The sequence below is a fragment of the Streptomyces sp. NPDC050842 genome, from assembly GCF_044456565.1.
In the GTDB taxonomy this organism is placed as follows: Bacteria; Actinomycetota; Actinomycetes; order Streptomycetales; family Streptomycetaceae; genus Streptomyces.
Window position 1 is genome coordinate 223,741 of sequence record NZ_JBITGA010000006.1, and the last position, 21,062, is coordinate 244,802.

Here is a 21,062-nt window from a genome sequence, read left to right on the forward strand (position 1 = left end):
CGCTGATATCGATCACGTCTCACGCTCCGGCGACGGCGTTGGCGAGGGCGACTGCGGCGATCACCAGGACGACGGAGCCGGCGAGCAGGGCGCTCAGGTAGGTCTGGACGTTGCCGGTCTGGGCGCGGCGGACGAGCCACCCGAGACCCTTGGCGGAGTCGCCCACGGCACTGACGTACGTGTCGACGACCTCGCGGTCCAGGAAGCGGACCAGGGAGGCGGCGGCGAGGACGGGGCGGACGAAGGCGGCCCGGTAGACGGCGTCCAGGTGGAAGCCGTCGGCGGCGGGGGCGTGCAGCGGGCCGAGGAGGGCGCGGCCGGGGTCGGCCGGGTCCGCGGCGGGGTGCGGCAGGTGCAGCGCCTCGGCCTCGACCAGGCCGGCGTCGGCGTCGGGGTGGGCCACGTGCGGGACGGATGCCGTCACCGGGGTGCGGGCCGCGAGGGTGCGCCAGACCGCGTACGTGATCACGGTTCCGGCGGCGGCGAGGCCCGTGCCCAGGACGGCCGTGGTGACGGTCGGGGTGAGCGCGTCACCGCCGAACCAGTCGTCGAGGTACGTGACGGTCAGTCCGAAGCCCAGGGAGGGGATCGCGAGGACCCACAGCACGGTCGTCATGGCGAGCGGCTGGCGGCCGTGGTCGGGGACCTCGGCTCCCCGGCCGCGGAAGGTCCGCAGCCACAGGCGGAGGGCGTAGGCCGCGGTGAGGAAGGCGGTGAGCAGCCCGGCGACGAGGACGGTCCAGCCGGCCCCTGCGGGGATGCCGGTCCGGTCCCCGAGCGCGGTGTGCTCGGCGGCCACGAGGACGGCTTCCTTGGAGAAGAAGCCGGCGAAGGGCGGGATCGCGGCGAGCGCGAGGAGGGCGACGGTCATCGTCCAGTACGCGTCGGGGATGCGCTTCGCGAGGCCGCTCATGCGGGACATGGCGGTGAGCGAGTTCGTCCCGGCGGCGTGGATGACGGCGCCGGCGGCGAGGAAGAGCAGCGCCTTGAAGGCGGCGTGCGAGAGGAGGTGGAAGACGGCGGCGCCGCGGTCGCCGACGGCGAGGGCGCCCGCCATGTAGCCGAGCTGGCCGATCGTCGAGTAGGCGAGGACCCGCTTGATGTCGTCCTGGGCGAGCGCGGCCAGTGCCGAGCCGACCATCGTGATCGCGGCCATCACGGCGAGCACGGTCATGGCCGCGGCGGATTCCGCGAAGACGGGGAGCAGCCGGGCCGTGAAGTAGATGCCGGCGGCGACCATCGTCGCCGCGTGGATGAGCGCGGAGACGGGGGTGGGGCCGGCCATCGCGTCCGGGAGCCAGGTGTGCAGCGGGAACTGCGCGGACTTGCCGGCCACGCCCGCGAGCAGCAGCAGCGCGATCAGGGTCGGGTGGTCGAGGCCGCCGTTCTCGACGGTGCGGAGGACCTCGGTGATCCGGAAGCTGCCGGCGTCGGCGGCGAGCGCGAAGAGACCGATGAGGAAGGGCACGTCACCGAGCTTGGTGACGAGGAACGCCTTGAGGGACGCGGCCCGCGCCTCGGGGGTCTCCCAGTAGTGGCCGACGAGGAAGTACGAGCAGATGCCCATGATCTCCCAGCCGACCAGCAGCACCATCAGGTCGCCGGAGTAGACGACGAGCAGCATCGCGGAGGTGAAGAGGGAGACGAGCGCGGCGTACGACGGGTAGCGGCGGTCGTCGCGGAGGTAGCCCGTCGAGTAGATCTGCACGCAGGTCGCGATCACCCCGACGAGGACGGCGACGAGGGCGGCGAAGCCGTCGATGTAGAGGCTCAGGTAGATCGGGACGGAGCCTGTGGGCGTGAGCTCCGTGGCCGCGCTGATCACCTCGTCGCCGCCCTGGCGGGCGGCTACGAGGACGGCGAGGACGGCCGCGGCGAGCGTGGGGAGCACGGCGAGCGGGCGGACGAAGCCGGGCGCGGTGCGGCCGAGGAGGAATCCGGCGACGGAGCCGAGGAAGGGCAGGAGGGGGACGAGGACGGCGAGGGTCGTGGTGGTCACGCGGTGGCCTCGGCCTTCTCGCCGTGGGGCGTGTCGTCGTGCGGTGTCCCGGCGTGGGGCGTGTCGTCCGTGTCGTCCGGCCGCTCCGCCGTGTCGCGGAGTCGGTCGACGTCCGCGGTGCCGCGGTTGCGGTGGACCATCAGGACGATCGCGAGACCGATGCCGATCTCCGCGGCGGCGACGGCGATGGTGAAGAGGGTGAGGGCCTGCCCGGCGTGCAGGGCGTCGCGGAGCCAGACGTCGAAGGCGACCAGGTTGAGGTTGACGGCGTTGAGCATGAGCTCGACGGACATCAGGACCAGGATCGCGTTGCGGCGGGCGAGGACTCCGTACACGCCGACACAGAAGAGGAGGGCGGCGAGGACCGCGGGATAGGCGAGGTGCATCAGCGCTCCTGCTCCTTCTTGCGGGAGAGGACGATCGCGCCGACCAGCGCGGCCAGGAGGAGCACCGAGAGCGCCTCGAAGGGCAGCACCCAGTGCTTGAAGAGGGTGGCGCCGGTGACCTCGGTGGAGCCCTGGACGGCGCCGTCGAGGTCGATCCAGGTCGTGCGGAACGCGTCGACGACGACCCAGACGAGCGCCACGGCGGCGGCGAGCGCGACGCCGAGGGCGACCGGGCGATTGCCGGAGTCGGCGTCAGGGGAGCGGCCGATGGGGGCCTTGGTGAGCATGAGGCCGAAGAGGAGGAGGACGACGACGGAGCCGACGTAGATCAGGACCTGGACCCAGGCGATGAACTCGGCGGTCAGGAGCAGGTACTCGACGGCGAGCCCGCCGAGCGCCATGACCAGCCAGAGGGCGGCGTGGACGAGCTGCCGCGTGGTGACGGTGACGACGGCGGCGCCGAGGGTGACGAGACCGACGAGGAGGAAGGCGATCTCGACGCCGGAGGGCGAGAGGAAGCCGTGGGCCTCCGCGGCCGCCGCTGCTTGTGCTGCCGGGTGTGCTGCCAGGATCACTGCTGCTCCTCCTGGGCCTCGGCCTCGGCGGCTGCCGCTGCCGCCTTCTCGGCCGCCGCCTTCTCGGCCGCTGCCTTCTCCGCCGCCTTCTCGGCCGCCTTGCGGGCCGCGGCGATCTCCTTCGGTTCCTCCGCCTTCGGGTCGAGCGCGGGCGGCTCGGGGACCGTCCACATCCACTCGCGGAGCTTGTCGCGCTCGTGGGTGAGCTCGTGGATGTCGGTCTCCGCGTACTCGAACTCGGGCGACCAGAAGAGCGCGTCGAACGGGCACACCTCGATGCAAATACCGCAGTACATGCAGAGCGAGAAGTCGATGGCGAAGCGGTCCAGGACGTTCCGGCTGCGCTCGCGGCCGCCGGGGGCGGCGGCCGGCACCGTCTCCTTGTGGGAGTCGATGTAGATGCACCAGTCGGGGCACTCGCGGGCGCAGAGCATGCAGACCGTGCAGTTCTCCTCGAACAGCCCGATGACCCCGCGGGTGCGGGGCGGCAGCTCGGGCTGGACGTCCGGGTACTGCGCGGTGACGGTCTTCCTCGTCATCGTGCGGAGCGTGACGGCGAGGCCCTTGGCGAGGCCGGAGCCGGGGATGGGCATTACTGGATCGCCACCTTCACGATGCCGGTGAGCGCGATCTGCGCGAGGGCGAGCGGGACGAGCGTCGTCCAGGCCAGCTTCTGGAGCTGGTCCTCGCGCAGGCGCGGGTAGGTCACCCGCAGCCAGATCACGACGAAGGCGAGGACGGCGGTCTTGAGGAGGGTCCAGACCCAGCCGAGGCCGTCGGCGCCGAAGGGGCCGTGCCAGCCGCCGAGGAAGAGGACGGTGGTGAGACCGCAGAGGACGACGATGCCCGCGTACTCGGCGAGCAGGAAGAGCGCGAAGCGGAGGCCGGTGTACTCGGTGTACGCGCCGAAGATGATCTCCGAGTCGGCGACGGGCATGTCGAACGGGGGCCGCTGGAGTTCGGCGAGACCGGCCACGAAGAAGACGAGCGCGCCGACGATCTGCCAGGGCAGCCACCACCACTCGAAGGCGTTGAGGATGCCGGGGAGGGAGACGGTGCCGGCGGCCATCGCGACGGACGCGGCGGCGAGCAGCATCGGGAGCTCGTAGGCGAGCAGCTGGGCGGCGGTGCGGAGGCCGCCGAGCAGGGAGAACTTGTTGGCGGACGCCCAGCCGGCCATGAGGCTGCCGAGCACGCCGACGCCCATCACGGCCAGCACGAAGAAGATGCCCGCGTCGACGACCTGGCCGACGGCCCCCTCGCTCGGCCCGATCGGGATCGCGACGAGGACGAGGAGGTACGGGAGGAGGGCGACGGCCGGCGCGAGCTGGAAGATCCGGCGGTCGGCGTCCTTGGGGACGACGTCCTCCTTCTGCGCGAACTTCACGCCGTCGGCGACGAGCTGGGCCCAGCCGTGGAAGCCGCCGGCGTACATGGGGCCGAGGCGGCCCTGCATGTGGGCCATGACCTTGTGCTCGGTCTGCCCGACGACGAGGGGCAGGACGAGGAACACGGCGAAGACGATCAGGAGCCGGACGGCGACGTCGAGTGCGTCGTTCACGCGGGGTCGCCTCCGGCGGGGTCGGTGGGTTCGGTGGGTGCGGACTCTTCCCGCCCTGCGGGCGGCCCGCTCTCGGGGGCCGGTGCCCGGGCCGGGTCCTGGGTCGACGGCTCGGCCTCGGCCGGAGCGCCTGCCTCGGGCGGCTCCGCCGCCGGGGTCGCCGGGGCGCCGGACTTCCGCCCTGCCGGCGGCCCGCCTTCGGCGGCCTCGGCCGGGGTGGCTGGAGCCGGGGCGGCTTCCTCGGCCGGGGTGGCCGGCGCCTCGGCCTCGGCCGGTGCGCCCGCCTCGGTCGGCTCCGCCGCCGGGGCGGCCGGCGCCTCGGCCTCGGCCGGTGTGCCCGCCTCGGTCGGCTCCGCCGCCGGGGTGGCCGGCGCCTCGGGCTCGGGCGGCTCCTTGTCGAAGGCCGGGCGGGCGTGGTGCCAGGGAGCATCCGAGCTGCGGGTACGAGGCGTCGCCGTGGTCGGGCCGTCCGCCGTCGCCTCCTGCTCCGGGGCCGCCTGGCTCGCCGAGCCGTCGGCCGCCGTACGCGCGCGGCGCGGCGGGCGCGCCGTCGGCGCGGCCGGAGCCGGGCCGTCGGCCGCCGCAGGCGCTGCCGGGGCCTCGGGCTCCGGTGGGGTGGCTGCGTCCGGGGCCGCCTGGCTCGCCGAGCCGTCGGCCGTCGTGCGGGCGCGGCGCGGCGGGCGCGCCGCAGGCGCTGCGGGGGCCTGGGCGTCCGCCGTCGCGTCCGCCCCCGGTGGGGTGGCTGCTTCCGGAGTCGCCTGGCTCGCCGAGCCCTCCGTCACCGAGCGGGAGCGGCGCGGGGGGCGGGCCGCTGCCTCCGGTGCGGACGTCGGGTCCGGGGTCGGCTGGGTCGCCGAGCCCTCCGTGACCGAGCGGGTCCGGCGGGCCGGGCGGTCGCCCGCCGTCGCTCGGGCCGGGCGGGCCGGGGCCGGGGGGAGCTGGCCCTTGAGAGGGCCCCATTCGTTGGGGTCCGGCACGCCGGGCGGGAGCATCTGGCGGCGCTTCGGGCCTCCGCCGTCGTGGGCCTCGCCCGGCTCCTTCGCGCCCGGCCACGCCTTCGCGACCCGGGCCGCGAGGACGAAGTCCTTGCGGAGGGGGTGGCCCTCGAAGTTCTCGGGGAGGAGGAGCGGGACGAGGTGGGGATGGCCCGTGAAGTCCACGCCGAACATCTCGTGGGTCTCGCGCTCGTGCCAGCCCGCGCCCGCGTACACCCCGATCGCCGTCGGGAGGACCGGGGCCGCGTGCGGCACCGTCGTACGGACGAGGAGGCGGCGCGGCGGGTGGCCGGCGCTGAGGGCGACCACGTGCGCGCAGATCCGGAAGCCCGTGCCCGGCTCGTCGACCGCGCTCAGCCAGTCGAAGTAGGTGCAGCCCAGCTCGTCGCGGGCCGTGGTGAGGGCCGTGATCCAGGCGGCCGGCGGGACGTCGACCGTCAGCAGGTCGTACGCCCGCTCCGCCGTCGCCTCCTCGCCGAAGATCTCCGTCACGGAGTCGGGGAGGGAGTCGTACGTGCTCATGGCCTGTCTCCCGGCGGGGGCGTCAGCGGGCTCGTCAGTTCCGAGACCGACGCGGTCGTCGCGTACCGCTCCGCCAGGCTCTCGCGCGCGATCTTCTCCTGGAGCTTGAGGATGCCCTGGAGGAGCGCTTCGGGGCGGGGCGGGCAGCCCGGCACGTACACGTCGACCGGGATGATCTGGTCGACGCCCTTGGTGACGGAGTACGAGTCCCAGTAGGGGCCGCCGCAGTTGGAGCAGGCGCCGAAGGAGATCACGTACTTCGGCTCGGGCATCTGCTCGTACAGGCGCTTCACGGCCGGGGCCATCTTGTCCGTCACCGTGCCGGAGACGATCATCAGGTCCGCCTGGCGCGGTCCCGGCGCGAACGGGATCACGCCGAGCCGGATGAAGTCGTGCCGGGCCATCGACGCGGCGATGAACTCGATCGCGCAGCAGGCGAGGCCGAAGTTGAAGACCCACAGGCTGTAGCGGCGGCCCCAGTTCAGGACCACCTTCATCGGCTCGGGCGCCAGGCGGGCGAGCGGCCCCAGCTTCGGAGCGGGCAGCGGTGTTACGTCCATGACAGGACGCCCTTCTTGTACGCGTAGAGCAGCCCCACGGCCAGGAAGCCGAGGAAGACGAACATCTCGACCAGGGTCGTGGCGCCGTAGCCGGGCGCCGCGAAGACCGTCGCCCAGGGGAAGAGGAAGATCGAGTCGACGGCGAAGATGACGTAGAGGAAGGCGTACACGTAGTAGCGGACCTGGGTGTGCGCCCAGCCCTCCCCCACGGGGTCGACACCGCACTCGTAGGTGAGGAGTTTCTCGGGTGTCGGCACGACGGGCCTGAGCAGTCGCCCGGCGCCGAACGCCACGGCGACGAAGAGCACGCCGACGACGGCGAGCAGCCCGACGACGGAGTACGTCTGGAAGTAGTCCGCCGCGTCGGCCGCGACAACGGTCGGTTCCCGCACGTCCGCCCCTCGGTCTCGGTGTCACATGGGTCACTTCTGTACGCACGCGAGTCTAGGCCCTGTTAAAGGGACCGTAAGCGGTCCCCGGATACTCCTCGGTAGGCCCCGGTGGGGATATCCCTACCGGCGCTCACCCACCTCCCCCATGGCGTCGCGCGTTCCCCGACCGGCAGTCTGGGGACCATGAGCGCCGATCATGAATCCCCCGGTAAATCCCCCGGTTCCGCCGATGCCCCTCGTCCGCCCGTGCGGTCCGCCTACGGGAAGGAAACCTGGAAGGAGATCTCCTTCCTCCTCTCCAACCTCTTCACGACCCTGGCCGGTTTCGTCTACGCGGTCGTGACCGTCGTGCTCGGCGTGAGCCTCTCCGTCACGGTGATCGGGCTGCCGCTGCTCGCCCTCGGGCTCGGCGGCGCGCGCTGGATCGGCCGGTCGGAGCGGGCGCGGGCCCGCTCGCTGCTCGGGGTACGGGTCGCGGAGCCGTCCCGGATGCCGGCGCGCCGCGGCTTCTTCGCCTGGCTGTGGTCCTCGCTGAAGGACCCGGTGGCCTGGCGGACCCAGCTGTACGGGCTGATCCGGCTGCCCTGGGGCATCGTGACGTTCACCGTCGCCCTGGTCTCGCTCCTGGTCCTCTGGCCCGTCCTGCCCTTCATCGCCCGCGGTCTGGCGAACGCCGACCGGGGCATGGTCCGCGGGCTGCTCTCGCCCTCCGACGAGCTGGAGCGGCGGATCGCCGAGCTGGAGTCGGACCGTGGCGTGGTCGTGGACACGGCCGCGGCCGACCTGCGGCGCATCGAGCGCGATCTGCACGACGGCGCGCAGGCCCGGCTCGTCGCCCTCGCGATGGGGCTCGGTCTCGCGAAGGAGAAGCTCCTGGAGGACCCGGAGGGGGCCGCGGCGATGGTCGACGAGGCCCACGGCGAGGTGAAGCTCGCGCTCCAGGAGCTGCGGGACCTGGCCCGGGGCATCCACCCGGCCGTCCTCACGGACCGGGGGCTCAGCGCCGCGCTCTCCTCGGTGTCCGCGCGCTGCACGGTGCCGGTGAAGGTGTCCGTGGACCTGGCGGAGCGGCCGGCCGAGGCGATCGAGGGCATCGCGTACTTCACGGTCTCGGAGCTCCTCCAGAACGTCTCCAAGCACGCGCGGGCCCGGTCCGCGTCCGTGGAGGTGTGGCGGGCGGAGGACCGGCTGATGCTCCAGGTGCGCGACGACGGCGCCGGCGGGGCGCGGCTCGACGGCGGGACGGGGCTCGCGGGGCTGACGGAGCGGCTCGGGGCGGTGGACGGCCTCCTCGTCGTCGACTCCCCGGAGGGCGGTCCGACGACGGTCACGGCGGAGCTGCCGTGGCGCTCCCGGCCCTCCGCGTAAGCGTCAGGCGGGCCAGGCAGGTCAGGTAGGGAAAACCCCCCGCCGGAGACGCCCACTCCCCTCATGGTCCGGGGCGCGGCGAAACGGAACCCTGGAACACGTACCGCCCCCTCCCCTTTGAGCAGAGAAGGACGACCGCGATGGCCTCCACCCGACTCCCCGCCGCGATCCGCGCGCCGTTCGAGGCCCGCACCTGGCGTGCGCTCGGATACGTGCTGATCGGGCTGCCACTCAGCGTCATCTGGTTCGCGCTCTCCGTCGCCTTCGTCTCGGCCGGCGCCGGGCTGCTCATCACCTTCCTCGGGGTGCCGATCCTGGCCGGGGCGCTCGCGATGTGCCGGGGCTTCGGCACGGTCGAGCGGGCCCGGGCGCGGGCGCTGCTCGACCTCGACGTGAGGGCGCCGGAGCCGGTGCGCGGCAAGACCGGCGGGGCGTTCTCCTGGATGGGCGCGATGCTGAAGAGCGGGGCGTCGTGGCGCCACCTGCTGTACGCGCTGCTGCACATGCCGTGGGCGGTCTTCGGCTTCTCGGTGTCGGTGGCGCTGTGGGCCTGGGGCTGGAGCCTCTTCACCTATCCGCTGTGGCAGTGGGTCTTCCCCGCGTGGATCGGGCAGGACGGCATCCAGCTGTACGGGGACGCCACTCACCAGATGTACCTCGACAACGGCTTCGAGGTCGCCGTGACCAGCCTGATCGGCCTGCTGTTCGTCCTGATCGGGCCGTGGGTGCTGCGCGGGATCGTCGCCGTCGACCGGTTCCTCGTCGCGGGGCTGCTCGGCCCGTCGCGGCTGGCGTCCCGGGTGACGGAGCTGGAGTCGGACCGGGGCGTGGTCGTGGACACGGCCGCGGCCGACCTGCGGCGCATCGAGCGGGACCTGCACGACGGGCCGCAGGCCCGGCTCGCGTCGCTCGCCATGGATCTGGGGCTCGCGAAGGAGAAGCTGGCGGAGGACCCGAAGGCCGCGGCGACGATGGTCGACGAGGCGCACGGCGAGGTGAAGGTCGCCCTCCAGGAGCTGCGGGCCCTGGCCCGGGGCATCCACCCGGCCGTCCTGACCGACCGGGGCCTGGACGCGGCGCTGTCGTCGGTGGCCTCCCGGTGCTCGGTGCCGGTGTCGGTGGACGTGGACCTGCCGGCCCGGCCGGTCGCGGCGATCGAGGGCATCGCGTACTTCGCGGTCTCGGAGCTCCTGCGGAACGTCACGGAGCACTCTCGGGCCCGGCGCGCCTGGGTGGACGTGTGGCGGGCGGGCGACCGGCTGATGCTCCAGGTGCGGGACGACGGTGTCGGCGGCGCGGAGGCGGCGGCGGGCCGGAGTCTGGCGGGGCTCTCCGAGCGGGTCGGGGCGGTGGACGGCGTCCTGGCGACGGACTCGCCCGCGGGCGGTCCGACGACGGTGACCGTCGAGCTGCCCTGGCGTGCGTAGCCCTGCTCCGTCCGTCTCGGCCCGCCTCGGGGTCCTCCCCCGGGGCGGGCCGCTTCCTGCGATGCTGGAGGCCTTATTGACCTTCAGGACAGGGGGCTGCGGGACGTGGGAGTACAAGAGGTGACGGACCGGGTGCGCGTGGTCATCGCGGAGGATTCGGTGCTGCTCCGTGAGGGGCTGACCCGGCTGCTGACCGACCGGGGGCACGACGTCGTCGCCGGGGTGGGTGACGGCGAGGCGCTGGTGAAGCTGGTCGCCGGGCTCGCGGACGAGGGCGCGCTGCCGGACGTGGTGGTCGCGGACGTACGGATGCCGCCGACGCACACGGACGAGGGCGTACGGGCGGCGGTGCGGCTGCGCAAGGAGTACCCGGGTCTGGGTGTCCTGGTCCTGTCGCAGTACGTGGAGGAGCAGTACGCCACCGAACTTCTGGCCGGGTCGAGCCGGGGTGTGGGTTATCTGCTGAAGGACCGGGTCGCGGAGGTCCGCGAGTTCGTGGACGCGGTCGTCCGGGTCGCCGGGGGCGGTACGGCCCTGGATCCCGAGGTCGTGCAGCAGCTGCTGGGCCGGTCCCGTCAGCAGGACGTGCTGGCGAACCTGACCCCGCGCGAGCGGGAGGTCCTGGGCCTTATGGCGGAGGGGCGGACGAACTCGGCGATCGCGCGGCAGCTCGTGGTGAGCGACGGCGCGGTGGAGAAGCACATCAGCAATATCTTCCTGAAGCTGGGCCTTTCCCCGAGTGACGGTGATCATCGGCGGGTACTGGCGGTGTTGACGTATCTGAAGTCCTGAAAATCTGACACCCTGTCAGAATCCAGCGCGGCCGCGCGTGACCGAGTGCGGCCGAGTGCGACTGGAGCGAGGCCGGAGCGACATCGGGGAGGCTGCCGACCGTCCGACAACCGGAGGGTCCTAGATCCAATGGATGAGGCGTAACGCGACCTTCCGGAACAATCCGGGTGGCGACAGAACGTGACAATTCAGGGCAAGAGGGCGTCTCACAAAGAGGTCCGGCATGCGAGAAGTCCCGGGAGGGCCCCCCATACCGTCGTAGGGTGGGCCACGGGACGACCGGTGATCAGCCGGCGACTCCCGAGCCTTCTCCCGCCTCCGGCGGAGAGTCCCCTTGCCACGAGGGAGGTCCAGTTCAGTGACCAGCCAGGTCAGTAGCGAGGCCGGTGAGGCCCTGCTCGGGGAGCAGCGCAGCGCCCCGGCGACAGCCCACCACGGCACCGAGAAGGAAGTGCGCCGGCTCGACCGGGTGATCATCCGCTTCGCGGGCGACTCCGGTGACGGCATGCAGCTCACGGGTGACCGCTTCACCTCGGAGACGGCGTCCTTCGGGAACGACCTCTCCACGCTGCCGAACTTCCCGGCCGAGATCCGCGCACCCGCCGGAACGCTGCCGGGCGTCTCGTCCTTCCAGCTGCACTTCGCCGACCACGACATCCTGACCCCGGGCGACGCCCCGAACGTGCTGGTCGCGATGAACCCGGCCGCGCTCAAGGCCAACATCGGCGACGTGCCGCGCGGCGGCGAGATCATCGTCAACACCGACGAGTTCGCCAAGCGCGCCATGGCCAAGGTCGGCTACGCGGCCTCGCCCCTGGAGGACGGGTCGCTGGACGGCTACCGGGTCCACCCGGTGCCGCTGACCACGCTGACCATCGAGGCCCTCAAGGAGTTCGGCCTGTCCCGGAAGGAGGCCGAGCGGAGCAAGAACATGTTCGCGCTCGGGCTGCTCTCCTGGATGTACCACCGGCCGACCGAGGGCACCGAGACCTTCCTGCGCCAGAAGTTCGCGAAGAAGCCGCAGATCGCCGAGGCCAACGTGGCCGCCTTCCGGGCCGGCTGGAACTTCGGCGAGACCACCGAGGACTTCGCCGTCTCCTACGAGGTCGCCCCGGCGACCCGGGCCTTCCCCACCGGCACCTACCGGAACATCTCCGGGAACCTGGCCCTCTCGTACGGCCTGGTCGCCGCCTCCCGCCAGGCGGACCTGCCGCTCTACCTCGGCTCGTACCCGATCACCCCGGCCTCGGACATCCTCCACGAGCTGTCCAAGCACAAGAACTTCGGCGTCCGCACCTTCCAGGCCGAGGACGAGATCGCGGGCATCGGCGCGGCGCTCGGCGCGGCCTTCGGCGGCGCGCTCGGCGTGACGACGACGTCCGGCCCCGGTGTGGCCCTCAAGTCGGAGACGATCGGCCTCGCGGTCTCCCTGGAGCTGCCGCTGCTGATCGTCGACATCCAGCGCGGCGGCCCGTCCACCGGTCTGCCCACCAAGACCGAGCAGGCCGACCTCCTCCAGGCCATGTACGGCCGCAACGGCGAGGCCCCGGTGCCGGTCGTGGCCCCGAAGACGCCCGCCGACTGCTTCGACGCGGCGATCGAGGCGGCCCGGATCGCCCTCACGTACCGCACGCCCGTCTTCCTGCTCTCCGACGGCTACCTCGCCAACGGCTCCGAGCCCTGGCGCGTCCCGGACGTCGACGAGCTCCCCGACCTGCGGACACAGTTCGCGACCGGGCCGAACCACACGCTCGACGACGACACCGAGGTCTTCTGGCCGTACAAGCGCGACCCCGAGACCCTGGCCCGCCCCTGGGCCGTGCCCGGCACCCCCGGCCTCGAACACCGCATCGGCGGCATCGAGAAGCAGGACGGCACCGGCAACATCTCGTACGACCCCGCCAACCACGAGTTCATGGTCCGCACCCGCCAGGCCAAGATCGACGGCATCGACGTCCCCGACATCGAGGTCGACGACCCGGACGGCGCGACCACCCTCGTCCTCGGCTGGGGATCCACCTACGGGCCGATCACCGCCGCCGTCCGCCGCCTCCGGGTCGCGGGCAAGCCCATCGCCCAGGCCCACCTGCGCCACCTCAACCCCTTCCCGAAGAACCTCGGGGAGGTGCTGAAGCGGTACGAGAAGGTCGTCGTCCCCGAGATGAACCTCGGCCAGCTCGCCACCCTCGTCCGGGCGAAGTACCTCGTCGACGCCCGCAGCCACACCCAGGTCAACGGCATGCCGTTCAAGGCCGAGCAGCTGGCCGCCGTTCTCAAGGAGGCCATCGATGCCTGAGCCCACGGAGCTCCTGCTCAACCTGGTCCCCAAGGCCGAGGCCGTCCAGACGATGAAGGACTTCAAGTCCGACCAGGAGGTCAGGTGGTGCCCCGGCTGCGGTGACTACGCCGTCCTCGCCGCCGTCCAGGGCTTCATGCCCGAACTCGGCCTGGCGAAGGAGAACATCGTCTTCGTCTCCGGCATCGGCTGCTCCTCCCGCTTCCCGTACTACATGAACACGTACGGGATGCACTCCATCCACGGCCGCGCCCCGGCGATCGCCACCGGCCTCGCCACCTCCCGCCGCGACCTGTCCGTCTGGGTCGTCACGGGCGACGGCGACGCGCTCTCCATCGGCGGCAACCACCTCATCCACGCCCTCCGCCGCAACGTCAACCTGAAGATCCTGCTCTTCAACAACCGGATCTACGGGCTGACCAAGGGCCAGTACTCGCCCACCTCCGAGGTCGGCAAGATCACCAAGTCGACGCCGATGGGCTCGCTCGACGCGCCCTTCAACCCGGTGTCGCTCGCGCTCGGCGCGGAGGCCTCCTTCGTGGCCCGTACGGTCGACTCCGACCGCAAGCACCTCACCTCGGTGCTCCGCCAGGCCGCCGACCACAACGGCACGGCGCTGGTCGAGATCTACCAGAACTGCAACATCTTCAACGACGGCGCCTTCGAGGTCCTCAAGGACAAGGACCAGGCCAAGGAGGCCGTCATCCGGCTGGAGCACGGGCAGCCGATCCGCTTCGGCGCCGAGCTCGACAAGGGCGTCGTCCGCGACCAGGCGACCGGCGACCTCCAGGTCGTCACGGTCACCCCGGAGAACGAGTCGCGGATCCTCGTCCACGACGCCCACGCGGCCACCCCCACCACCGCCTTCGCGCTCTCGCGGCTCGCGGACCCGGACACCCTCCACCAGACGCCCATCGGAGTGTTCCGGTCGGTGGACCGCCCGGTCTACGACACGCTGATGGCGGAGCAGCTGGAGTCGGCCGTGGAGCAGCAGGGCAAGGGCGACCTGGGCAGGCTCCTCGCCGGCAGCGACACGTGGACGGTGGCGGGGTAGCACCCGAGCCGCACGAGGAGGAGGGGCCCGGTCCGTACGCCCGTACGGACCGGGCCCCTTCTCACGTCCCGTTCCGCGCCGCCTTCTGCGCCGCCTCGTCGAACTTCCCGAGGAAGACGGGCTCCCCGTCCTTCACCTGCCACAGGAAGAGGCCCAGGAGGGCCGTGGTCTTGTCGCTGCTCTTCTTGGCGGCGTAGAGCTTGGCCAGTCCCTCGTAGACGTCCCGCACCAGCGTGTGCGCGACGGCGGAGGCCTTCGACTCGGCGCCGTCCCCGACCGCCGTGCGCAGCGCCTCCGTGACCCAGTTGACAGCGTCGTACGCCTCCGTGGCGTACCGGTCGACGGGCGTCGTCCCGAGGAGTGCCCAGCGCTTCCGGTACGCGGCGGCGAACGCCTTCGCCGCCGGGATCCCGTCGGGGTCGACGTAGCCCGTGCCGAAGTACCAGCCCTCGGCCGCCGGACCCGCGAGGGTGAGGAACTCCGGCTGGAGCACGTACTCCACGCTGCCGCAGGCGCCCTCGTACCCCTGGTCGCGCAGGGCCCTGGCACACAGCGCGGCCCGGCGCGGCGAGTCTCCCGCGTACAGCACGCCCTGCGGGTCGGTCGCGAGGGCGGCCCGCACGACGGCCGCGAAGTCCTCGCTGTCCGCCTCGACGGGGTGCGAGGTCACCACCCCGCCCCGCTCCATCGACGGCGGGGTCGCCTTCATGCTCTTGACGGCGAACCAGCTGTACCGGCCCGCGGCGCGGTCCTCCACGACGGCGGTCCTGACGACCTTGCGCTCGGTGAGGTAGCGCCCGAAGGGCACGATCATCACGTCGGGGGACGGACGCGACTCGAAGTAGGTCTGCCTGAGGGTCTGGCCCTTCACCGTCGCGCCGGTCGGGATCGAGGCGAGGACGCTCACCAACGAGACGGACCGGTCGACCAGTTCGCCTCCCGCGGCGAGGGCGGTCGGGGCGGTCGCCGGGCCGAGGACGCCGACCAGCCTCTCGTCCTTGAGGAGCGCGCGGGCACCGGCCTCGGCGCGCTGGGCGTCCCCGCCGTCGTCCACGATCCGGAGCACCAGGTCGAAGGGGCGGTCCCGGCGGGCGTTGAAGGTCTCCACGGCCACCCGGGCCCCGCGCTCCTGGGCCCGGCCGTCGGTCTTGGACGGGCCGCTGAGGTCGGTGAGCAGACCGAGCGTGTACGCGGCGAGCGGAGCCCCTGTGCCTCCCGCTCCCCCGCCCGTACTCGTCCCCGCGATCGTGCCCGTCCCCGTGCCCGCCGGTGTGCGGCTCAGGAGCCAGGCGGTCAGGCCGCCCGCACCCGCGACGGCCGCCGCCGAGCCGCCCATCAGCAGCCTGCGTCGCGAAACACCCTTCGGGGGCTCGGAGTTCACCAGCATCGTCGGTTCGGCGACCGGCAGGTCGAGGACCCGCGAGGAACGCTGGGCGATCAGCGCGGGCAGGCCGGGCGGCAGCCAGTCGCCCGCCGCGCCCTCGGCCTCCCCCAGCGCCGCCCGCACCTCGGCAGCCGTGGGCCGGTCCGCCGGATCCTTCGCCAGACAGGCGCCGACCAGGGGCAGGAGCGTGTCCGGTACGTCGTCGAGGACGGGTTCCTCGTGGACGGTGCGGTAGACGACGGCCGCCACCCCGCCCGTACCGAAGGGCCGCTCCCCCGTCAGCGCGTACGCGAGGACGCAGCCGAGCGAGAAGACGTCGCTGGCCGGGCCGACCTCGCCCGCCCCGGCGGCGCGGGCCTGCTCGGGGGCGAGGAAGCCGGGGGTGCCGATCATCGCGTCCGTGGCGGTCAGCGCGGTCGCGCCGGCGGAGCGGGCGATGCCGAAGTCGATGAGCCGCGGCCCGTCGAGGGCGAGGAGGACGTTGCCCGGCTTGACGTCCCGGTGGACGAGCCCCGCCTCGTGCATGTCGGCGAGCGCGGCCGCGAGCCGGGCGCCCAGGGCGCGGACGGCCGGCTCGGGCAGGGCGCCGTGCAGGCCGACGGCCTCGGCGAGCGACGGCCCCGGCACGTACTCGGTCGCCAGCCACGGCTCCCGGGCCTCCGGGTCCGCGCCAAGGACGCGGACGACCCACCGCCCCGTGATGCGCTCGGCGGCGCGGGCCTCGCGGCGGAACCGCTCCCGGAAGCCGGGGTCGGCGGCGTGCTCGGACCGGATGAGCTTGAGCGCGGCGAGCGCCCCGCCGCCGGAGCGGGCGAGGTAGACGACGCCCATGCCGCCCGCGCCGAGGCGGCCGAGCAGCCGGTAGCCCGCGATCGACGACGGGTCGGCCTTGCGGAGGGGCTGCACGGTCGGTCAGGCCTTCTGCTTCGCTTTGTTCGCCTTGTTCGCGGGGACGAGGGGTGCGGCGCCGATCAGCTTGAAGGCGCCGTTCTGCACCGCGTGCACGAAGGTCCCTCCGTTGAGGTCGCCGTTCTCGTCGAAGGTGTAACCACCCATGACACCCGTGTACTTCTGCTTCCGCAGCGCCGCCCAGAGACCCTTGCGGGCCGGGCTCCCGCCCGCCTCGGCACGCCGCGCGAGCTCTTCCAGGGTCATCGTGACGACGTCGTACGACTCCCCCGCGTAGTACGCGGGGGCCGCGCCGAACCGCTTGCGGTGGGCCGCGACGAAACCGGCGGCCTCCTTGCGGGAGACGGAGTCGAGGACGGGGGCGCCGAAGAACCAGCCCTCGGCTCCGGCTCCGGCCTCCTTCAGGAACGCCGGCCCGAAGGCCCGCTGCCCGGCGAACCGCGGCCCGGTGAAGCCGAGTTCGCCGAGGGCGCGGGCGGCGAGGACGGCGGTGCTCCGGACGCCGCAGTGGACGTACGCGTCCATGCCGGCGTCGATCATCTCGCCGAGGATCGCGCGGTAGTCGCGCGCACGGGCCGGGACCACGCGGAACCGGGGGTCGAGGCCCGCCTGCCCGAAGCCGAACTGGACGCCCCGGACGATCTGCCAGCTGTACTGGTCGTCGGTGCGTTCCTGGAGGACTCCGGGCCTGCGGATGGCGGACAGGAGCGTGACGGCGTAGGCGAGGTGCATCCCGGCGTAGACGTGGTGGGGGATCGCCCGCAGCACCGTGGCGTTCGGCGTGCTCTCCGTGTCCCGGACCGTGAGCAGGTTGTAGCCGGCCGAGACGGTGAGCAGGGGAAGACCGGCCTCCTCGAAGGCGGGCAGGGCGACCTGGGCGGTGTCGTCGGAGGTGGCGCCGAGCACGGCGAGCACGCCGGGGTCGGTGGTGAGCCTGCGGGCCGCTTCCAGGGCCTTGGCCGGATCTCCCCGGTCGTCGGAGACCGCGAGTTCGAGCGTGTACGGCTTGTCCTTGCGGGCGTTGAACTGCTCGACGGCGAGGCGCGCGCCCCGCTCCTGGGCCAGGCCGATCTCCTTGGCGGGACCGGAGAGGTCGGCGAGGACGCCGATCTTCCAGGTGGTGCGCGGCGGGACGGGCTTCTTGCCGTCGTTCTTCCTGTCGTCGCCGTCGCCGTCGTCGCCCGTCAGGGCCGACCAGGCGGCGACGGAGCCGCCGGCCGCGGCGAGGACGGCGGCGCCGGACGCGAGGAGCAGGAAGCCCCGCCGGCTGCGCTTCGGCTCCTCCGCCGGTCCCGTGCCGGCCGCGGTGACGTCGATCTCGGGGAGGGCGAGCATCCGGGCGGAGCGCTCGGCGATGGTCCGGACGACGGGGGCGGGCAGCCAGTCGGCGCCGTCGCCCGGGGTGTCCTCGGTGAGCCGGACGCCGATCTCCGCGGCGGCGGGCCGGGCGGCCGGATCCTTGGCGAGGCAGGCCCGGACGAGGTCGAGCAGCCCCTCGGGTACGCCGGTGAGGTCGGGTTCGTCGTGGACGGTCCGGTACATCAGGGCGTCGACGGCGCCGGTGCCGAAGGGCGGGCGGCCGGTCGCCGCGTACGCGAGGAGACAGCCGAGGGCGAAGACGTCGGCGGCGGGACCGATGGCGTCGGTACGGGCCTCGGCCTGCTCGGGGGCGAGGAAGCCGGGGGTGCCGACGACCATGTCGGTGGCGGTGAGCGCGGTCTCTCCGGTGGCGCGGGCGATGCCGAAGTCGATGAGGCGGGGGCCGTCCACGGCGAGGAGGACGTTCCCGGGCTTGACGTCCCGGTGGACGAGCCCGGCCGCGTGCACGGCGGCGAGGGCGCGGGCGACGGCCCAGCCGAGGAGGCGGACGCTCCGCTCGGGCAGCGCGCCGTGCGCGGTGACGGCCTCGCCGAGGGACGGGCCGGCGACGAAGGCGGTCGCCATCCATGGTTCGGGGGCGTCCGGGTCGGCGCCGGTGACGGGCACGGCCCAAGGGCTGGAGACCCGGCGGGCGGCCTCGACCTCGCGGCGGAAGCGGGCCCGGAAGTCGGGCTGGTCGGCCTGGTCGGCGTGGGTGACCTTGACTGCGGCGAGCTCGCCGTTCGCCGTACGGCCCAGGTAGACGACGCCCATGCCGCCCGCGCCGAGGCGGCCCAGGAGGCGGTAGGCGGCGATCGCTGACGGGTCGGAGGGCAGGAGCGACTGGAGGGCACCGGGCTCGGGCACTCGACGGGTCGAACCGCCGACGGGACCGGGCCGGGACTCGGGCTGGGGCTGCGCCTCGGCCCCTGGCCGGGACTCGGGCTGGGATGCGGGCTCGGGCTGCGGCTCGGGCTGCGGCTCGGGCTGCGGCTGGGGGGTCGTGGGGCTCATGACTGGACCTCCAGCTCGTCCTGGGCGCGTTCGAGCATCGTGACGAGGGCCTGGACCTGGGCGGGGACGGTGCCGACCGTCGTGGCGGTGTCCTGCTCGCTGTAGCCGGGCGCGCCCTTGACGACGGTGGCGACGGTGACCTGGCCGATCCGCGACTGGTACCAGCCGTAGAACTGCTTGCCCTTGACCGCGTCGTCGAGGTAGATCCCGCGCTCTCCGAGGGAGTCGTCGGCGGTGTAGTTGCCGCCGACCCCGAAGGGGTTGCCGAGGGAGATGAGGCCCGAGATGCGTTCGCCGTCGCGCAGCTTCTGGTCGGGGCAGCGGAGTGCCTCCTCCAGGGTCCCGGCCATCTCCCAGTCGGCGTCGGCCTCGGTGCGGTGCACGGTGACCGTCGCGGCGACCCGGAGGGTCCCGAGGGCGCCGTCGGCGGGGATCTCGCTGTAGGCGGTGACGCTGGAGAGGACGGTGGAGGGCCGGGTGCCCGTCTCCCAGGAGCAGTCGGCGCCGAGGACGGGCCAGTAGTCCGGGTCGCTGAGGTGCGGAGTGCGCTTCACGTAGTCCGGGCCCCAGGCGTCGGGCCCGCCGACGACGGCGAGCGCGATCCGCCGGGCGTCCGCCTCGGTCTTCGGCGCGCGCTTCGGGTCCGGGACGAAGTCGAGCGCGGTGGGCGCCGGGGCGGCCGTCGTCGGAGCGGCCGTGGTGGGGGCGGCGCTGGTCGGGGCCGCCGACGTGCGCGTACTCCCCTTGCCGTCGGGTTTCTTCCCGTCGTCACCGCCGCCCGTGCAGCCGGTGGCGATCAGCCCGCCCAGCAGTAAGCCACAGCAGGCGCGCAGCAGTCTTTGGTCCCCGTACGCCACAAGTCCCCCACGGTCCCTCACGGTTTCCCCCACGAACGTGAGCAGATCGTACGGCCTGGAAGGTCAACTCGCGCCGGATACCGCGTCATTGAGACGCGGTGGCGACACTCTCGAGACGCGCCTCGTCGTACCGCGCCCGGGCCTTCTCGACCTCCGCGACCCGCAGGTCTGTCCAGCGGGCGAGCTCCGCGACCTGGCGGGCGGCCTCCTCGCCCATGACGGTGAGGCTGTAGTCGACGCGGGGCGGGATGACGGGCTTGGCGTCACGGTGGACGAAGCCGTCGCGCTCCAGGGTCTGGAGCGTCTGCGTCAGCATCTTCTCGCTGACGCCGCCGACCCGGCGGCGCAGCTCGCTGAAGCGGTACGAGCGCTCGCGCAGCGCGATGAGGATCAGGACGCCCCAGCGGCTGGTGACGTGCTCCAGGACGAGCCGGGCCGGGCACATGGCGCCGACGACGTCCGTCAGCAGGCTCTTCGGTTCCACGCTCGCGTTCGCACTTACTTCCATACCAGTACCTTACTTCAAAGTGGGTACTTACGAAAGGAAAGTGCCCGACGTACGGTGAGGACATCGCCCACCGCACCCCACGGGAAAAGGAAGCACCATGAGCATCGTCGTCACCGGAGCCACCGGCCAGCTCGGCCGCCTCGTCATCGACGCCCTCCTCGCCACCGTCCCCGCCGCGTCCGTCGCCGCCGTCGTACGGAACAAGGAGAAGGCGGCCGACCTCGCGGAGCGCGGCGTCGAGCTGCGGATCGCGGACTACAGCCGGCCGGAGACGCTGGCGGAGGCCTTCGGGGCCGGCGACCGGGTGCTCCTCATCTCGGGCAGCGAGGTCGGGCAGCGCGTCGCGCAGCACGCCGCCGTGATCGGTGCGGCCAAGACGGCGGGCGTCGCCCAGCTCGCGTACACCGGCATCCTCGGCGGCCCGGAGGCCGACTTCGCCCTGGCCGCCGAGCACAAGGAGACCGAGCGGCTGATCCTCGCCTCCGGCCTGCCGTACACCTTCCTCCGCAACGGCTGGTACACCGAGAACTACACCGCGAACCTCGCCCCCGTCCTGGCCCACGGCGCCGTCGTCTCCAACGCCGGCGAGGGCCGGATCGCGTCCGCCACCCGCGCCGACTACGCCGCCGCCGCGGCCGCCGTCCTCACCGGCCCTGCCGAGGAGCACGTGAACCAGGCGTACGAGCTGAGCGGCGACACCGCCTGGTCGCACGCCGAGTACGCGGCCGAGGTCGCCGCCCAGTCCGGCCGGGAGATCACGTACAGCAACGTCCCCGCCGAGGCGCACCTCGCGATCCTCACCGGCGCCGGGGTCCCGGAGCCCTTCGCCGCGATCCTCGTCGACGTCGACCGGGCCGTCGAGCACGGCGCGCTCGCCCTGCGGACCGGCGACCTGGCCCGGCTGATCGGCCGCCCCACCACCCCGATCGCCGTGACGATCAAGGAAGCGCTCGCCGCCTCCTGAACGAGGAGCCCGACTGTCATGACCGTATGGCGATACGGGCATGACAACCCGCCCCGTGCGGCGCTACCTTCGACAGGACAGCGTGGCGCGCGGCAGGAGGTCCGGTGGAGACGAAGACGGAGAACGAAGGACGAGCAGGA

General features: G+C 73.0%; 18 protein-coding genes. 6 read left to right on the top strand and 12 right to left on the bottom strand.

The window, feature by feature from the left end:
• Positions 1 to 19: 19 nt before the first annotated feature.
• The 8 genes from ACIBG6_RS21795 to ACIBG6_RS21830 are packed head-to-tail and all read right to left on the bottom strand — an operon-like array spanning position 20 to position 6,990.
• Positions 20 to 1,999 carry an NADH-quinone oxidoreductase subunit L gene (locus tag ACIBG6_RS21795; protein ID WP_399224197.1) on the bottom strand — a complete coding sequence of 660 codons (1,980 nt, stop codon included), beginning with the start codon at positions 1,997 to 1,999 and terminating at the stop codon, positions 20 to 22.
• On the bottom strand, positions 1,996 to 2,385 hold the full coding sequence (gene nuoK, locus ACIBG6_RS21800) for an NADH-quinone oxidoreductase subunit NuoK (protein ID WP_399224198.1): 390 nt from the start codon (positions 2,383 to 2,385) through the stop codon (positions 1,996 to 1,998). The genes ACIBG6_RS21795 and nuoK overlap by 4 nt, the downstream gene beginning before the upstream one ends.
• A complete protein-coding gene (locus tag ACIBG6_RS21805) occupies positions 2,385 to 2,957 on the bottom strand; it encodes an NADH-quinone oxidoreductase subunit J (RefSeq protein WP_399224519.1) in 573 nt (190 codons plus the stop codon). The genes nuoK and ACIBG6_RS21805 overlap by 1 nt, the downstream gene beginning before the upstream one ends.
• Entirely contained in the window at positions 2,957 to 3,553 is a 597-nt protein-coding gene (locus ACIBG6_RS21810) for a NuoI/complex I 23 kDa subunit family protein (RefSeq protein WP_399224199.1), read from the bottom strand. Before ACIBG6_RS21810 ends, ACIBG6_RS21805 begins: the two co-directional genes overlap by 1 nt.
• Positions 3,553 to 4,521 (bottom strand): NADH-quinone oxidoreductase subunit H, encoded by a 969-nt coding sequence (locus ACIBG6_RS21815; protein WP_399224200.1) that lies wholly within the window; start codon positions 4,519 to 4,521, stop codon positions 3,553 to 3,555. The genes ACIBG6_RS21810 and ACIBG6_RS21815 overlap by 1 nt, the downstream gene beginning before the upstream one ends.
• On the bottom strand, positions 4,518 to 6,038 hold the full coding sequence (locus ACIBG6_RS21820; RefSeq protein ID WP_399224201.1) for an NADH-quinone oxidoreductase subunit C: 1,521 nt from the start codon (positions 6,036 to 6,038) through the stop codon (positions 4,518 to 4,520). Before ACIBG6_RS21820 ends, ACIBG6_RS21815 begins: the two co-directional genes overlap by 4 nt.
• Entirely contained in the window at positions 6,035 to 6,598 is a 564-nt protein-coding gene (locus ACIBG6_RS21825; protein ID WP_329621758.1) for an NADH-quinone oxidoreductase subunit B family protein, read from the bottom strand. Before ACIBG6_RS21825 ends, ACIBG6_RS21820 begins: the two co-directional genes overlap by 4 nt.
• On the bottom strand, positions 6,589 to 6,990 hold the full coding sequence (locus ACIBG6_RS21830) for an NADH-quinone oxidoreductase subunit A (RefSeq protein WP_351213280.1): 402 nt from the start codon (positions 6,988 to 6,990) through the stop codon (positions 6,589 to 6,591). Before ACIBG6_RS21830 ends, ACIBG6_RS21825 begins: the two co-directional genes overlap by 10 nt.
• A 183-nt stretch (positions 6,991 to 7,173) precedes the next feature.
• Between ACIBG6_RS21830 and ACIBG6_RS21835 the strand changes: the two genes are divergently transcribed.
• From ACIBG6_RS21835 to ACIBG6_RS21855, 5 genes are all read left to right on the top strand, one after another.
• Positions 7,174 to 8,358 (top strand): sensor histidine kinase, encoded by a 1,185-nt coding sequence (locus ACIBG6_RS21835; protein ID WP_399224202.1) that lies wholly within the window; start codon positions 7,174 to 7,176, stop codon positions 8,356 to 8,358.
• Between the two features lie 140 nt (positions 8,359 to 8,498).
• The gene (locus ACIBG6_RS21840; protein WP_399224203.1) at positions 8,499 to 9,785 is read left to right on the top strand and encodes a sensor histidine kinase; all 1,287 of its coding nucleotides are present in this window, start codon (positions 8,499 to 8,501) and stop codon (positions 9,783 to 9,785) included.
• 132 nt (positions 9,786 to 9,917) lie between these two features.
• Entirely contained in the window at positions 9,918 to 10,577 is a 660-nt protein-coding gene (locus ACIBG6_RS21845) for a response regulator transcription factor (RefSeq protein WP_312846813.1), read from the top strand.
• Positions 10,578 to 10,935: 358 nt separating this feature from the next.
• Positions 10,936 to 12,873, top strand: a complete 1,938-nt coding sequence (locus ACIBG6_RS21850) for a 2-oxoacid:acceptor oxidoreductase subunit alpha (protein WP_399224204.1) — start codon at positions 10,936 to 10,938, stop codon at positions 12,871 to 12,873.
• A complete protein-coding gene (locus ACIBG6_RS21855) occupies positions 12,866 to 13,927 on the top strand; it encodes a 2-oxoacid:ferredoxin oxidoreductase subunit beta (RefSeq protein WP_399224205.1) in 1,062 nt (353 codons plus the stop codon). The genes ACIBG6_RS21850 and ACIBG6_RS21855 overlap by 8 nt, the downstream gene beginning before the upstream one ends.
• Positions 13,928 to 13,988: 61 nt before the next feature.
• Here the strand turns inward: ACIBG6_RS21855 and ACIBG6_RS21860 are convergent, their stop codons facing one another.
• The 4 genes from ACIBG6_RS21860 to ACIBG6_RS21875 form a co-directional block, all read right to left on the bottom strand.
• Positions 13,989 to 16,217, bottom strand: coding sequence for a bifunctional serine/threonine-protein kinase/ABC transporter substrate-binding protein (locus tag ACIBG6_RS21860; protein ID WP_399224206.1), 2,229 nt, complete (start codon positions 16,215 to 16,217; stop codon positions 13,989 to 13,991).
• A 6-nt stretch (positions 16,218 to 16,223) separates the two neighbouring features.
• On the bottom strand, positions 16,224 to 18,593 hold the full coding sequence (locus ACIBG6_RS21865) for a bifunctional serine/threonine-protein kinase/ABC transporter substrate-binding protein (RefSeq protein ID WP_399224207.1): 2,370 nt from the start codon (positions 18,591 to 18,593) through the stop codon (positions 16,224 to 16,226).
• The gene (locus tag ACIBG6_RS21870) at positions 18,590 to 19,450 is read right to left on the bottom strand and encodes a hypothetical protein (RefSeq protein WP_399224208.1); all 861 of its coding nucleotides are present in this window, start codon (positions 19,448 to 19,450) and stop codon (positions 18,590 to 18,592) included. Before ACIBG6_RS21870 ends, ACIBG6_RS21865 begins: the two co-directional genes overlap by 4 nt.
• 85 nt (positions 19,451 to 19,535) lie before the next feature.
• Complete coding sequence (locus tag ACIBG6_RS21875; RefSeq protein ID WP_399224209.1) at positions 19,536 to 19,958, bottom strand: winged helix-turn-helix transcriptional regulator; 423 nt, start codon at positions 19,956 to 19,958, stop codon at positions 19,536 to 19,538.
• A gap of 97 nt (positions 19,959 to 20,055) precedes the next feature.
• Between ACIBG6_RS21875 and ACIBG6_RS21880 the strand changes: the two genes are divergently transcribed.
• On the top strand, positions 20,056 to 20,922 hold the full coding sequence (locus ACIBG6_RS21880; RefSeq protein ID WP_399224210.1) for an SDR family oxidoreductase: 867 nt from the start codon (positions 20,056 to 20,058) through the stop codon (positions 20,920 to 20,922).
• The last annotated feature ends 140 nt before the right edge of the window (positions 20,923 to 21,062 follow it).

Excerpts from the sequence above, each read along its gene's own strand:
- nuoK (WP_399224198.1), bottom strand. The coding sequence starts at position 2,385 with ATGCACCTCGCCTATCCCGCGGTCCTCGCCGCCCTCCTCTTCTGTGTC.
- ACIBG6_RS21810 (WP_399224199.1), bottom strand. The coding sequence starts at position 3,553 with ATGCCCATCCCCGGCTCCGGCCTCGCCAAGGGCCTCGCCGTCACGCTC.
- ACIBG6_RS21820 (WP_399224201.1), bottom strand. The coding sequence starts at position 6,038 with ATGAGCACGTACGACTCCCTCCCCGACTCCGTGACGGAGATCTTCGGC.
- ACIBG6_RS21825 (WP_329621758.1), bottom strand. The coding sequence starts at position 6,598 with ATGGACGTAACACCGCTGCCCGCTCCGAAGCTGGGGCCGCTCGCCCGC.
- ACIBG6_RS21835 (WP_399224202.1), top strand. The coding sequence starts at position 7,174 with ATGAGCGCCGATCATGAATCCCCCGGTAAATCCCCCGGTTCCGCCGAT.
- ACIBG6_RS21840 (WP_399224203.1), top strand. The coding sequence starts at position 8,499 with ATGGCCTCCACCCGACTCCCCGCCGCGATCCGCGCGCCGTTCGAGGCC.
- ACIBG6_RS21855 (WP_399224205.1), top strand. The coding sequence starts at position 12,866 with ATGCCTGAGCCCACGGAGCTCCTGCTCAACCTGGTCCCCAAGGCCGAG.
- ACIBG6_RS21865 (WP_399224207.1), bottom strand. The coding sequence starts at position 18,593 with ATGAGCCCCACGACCCCCCAGCCGCAGCCCGAGCCGCAGCCCGAGCCG.
- ACIBG6_RS21875 (WP_399224209.1), bottom strand. The coding sequence starts at position 19,958 with ATGGAAGTAAGTGCGAACGCGAGCGTGGAACCGAAGAGCCTGCTGACG.
- ACIBG6_RS21880 (WP_399224210.1), top strand. The coding sequence starts at position 20,056 with ATGAGCATCGTCGTCACCGGAGCCACCGGCCAGCTCGGCCGCCTCGTC.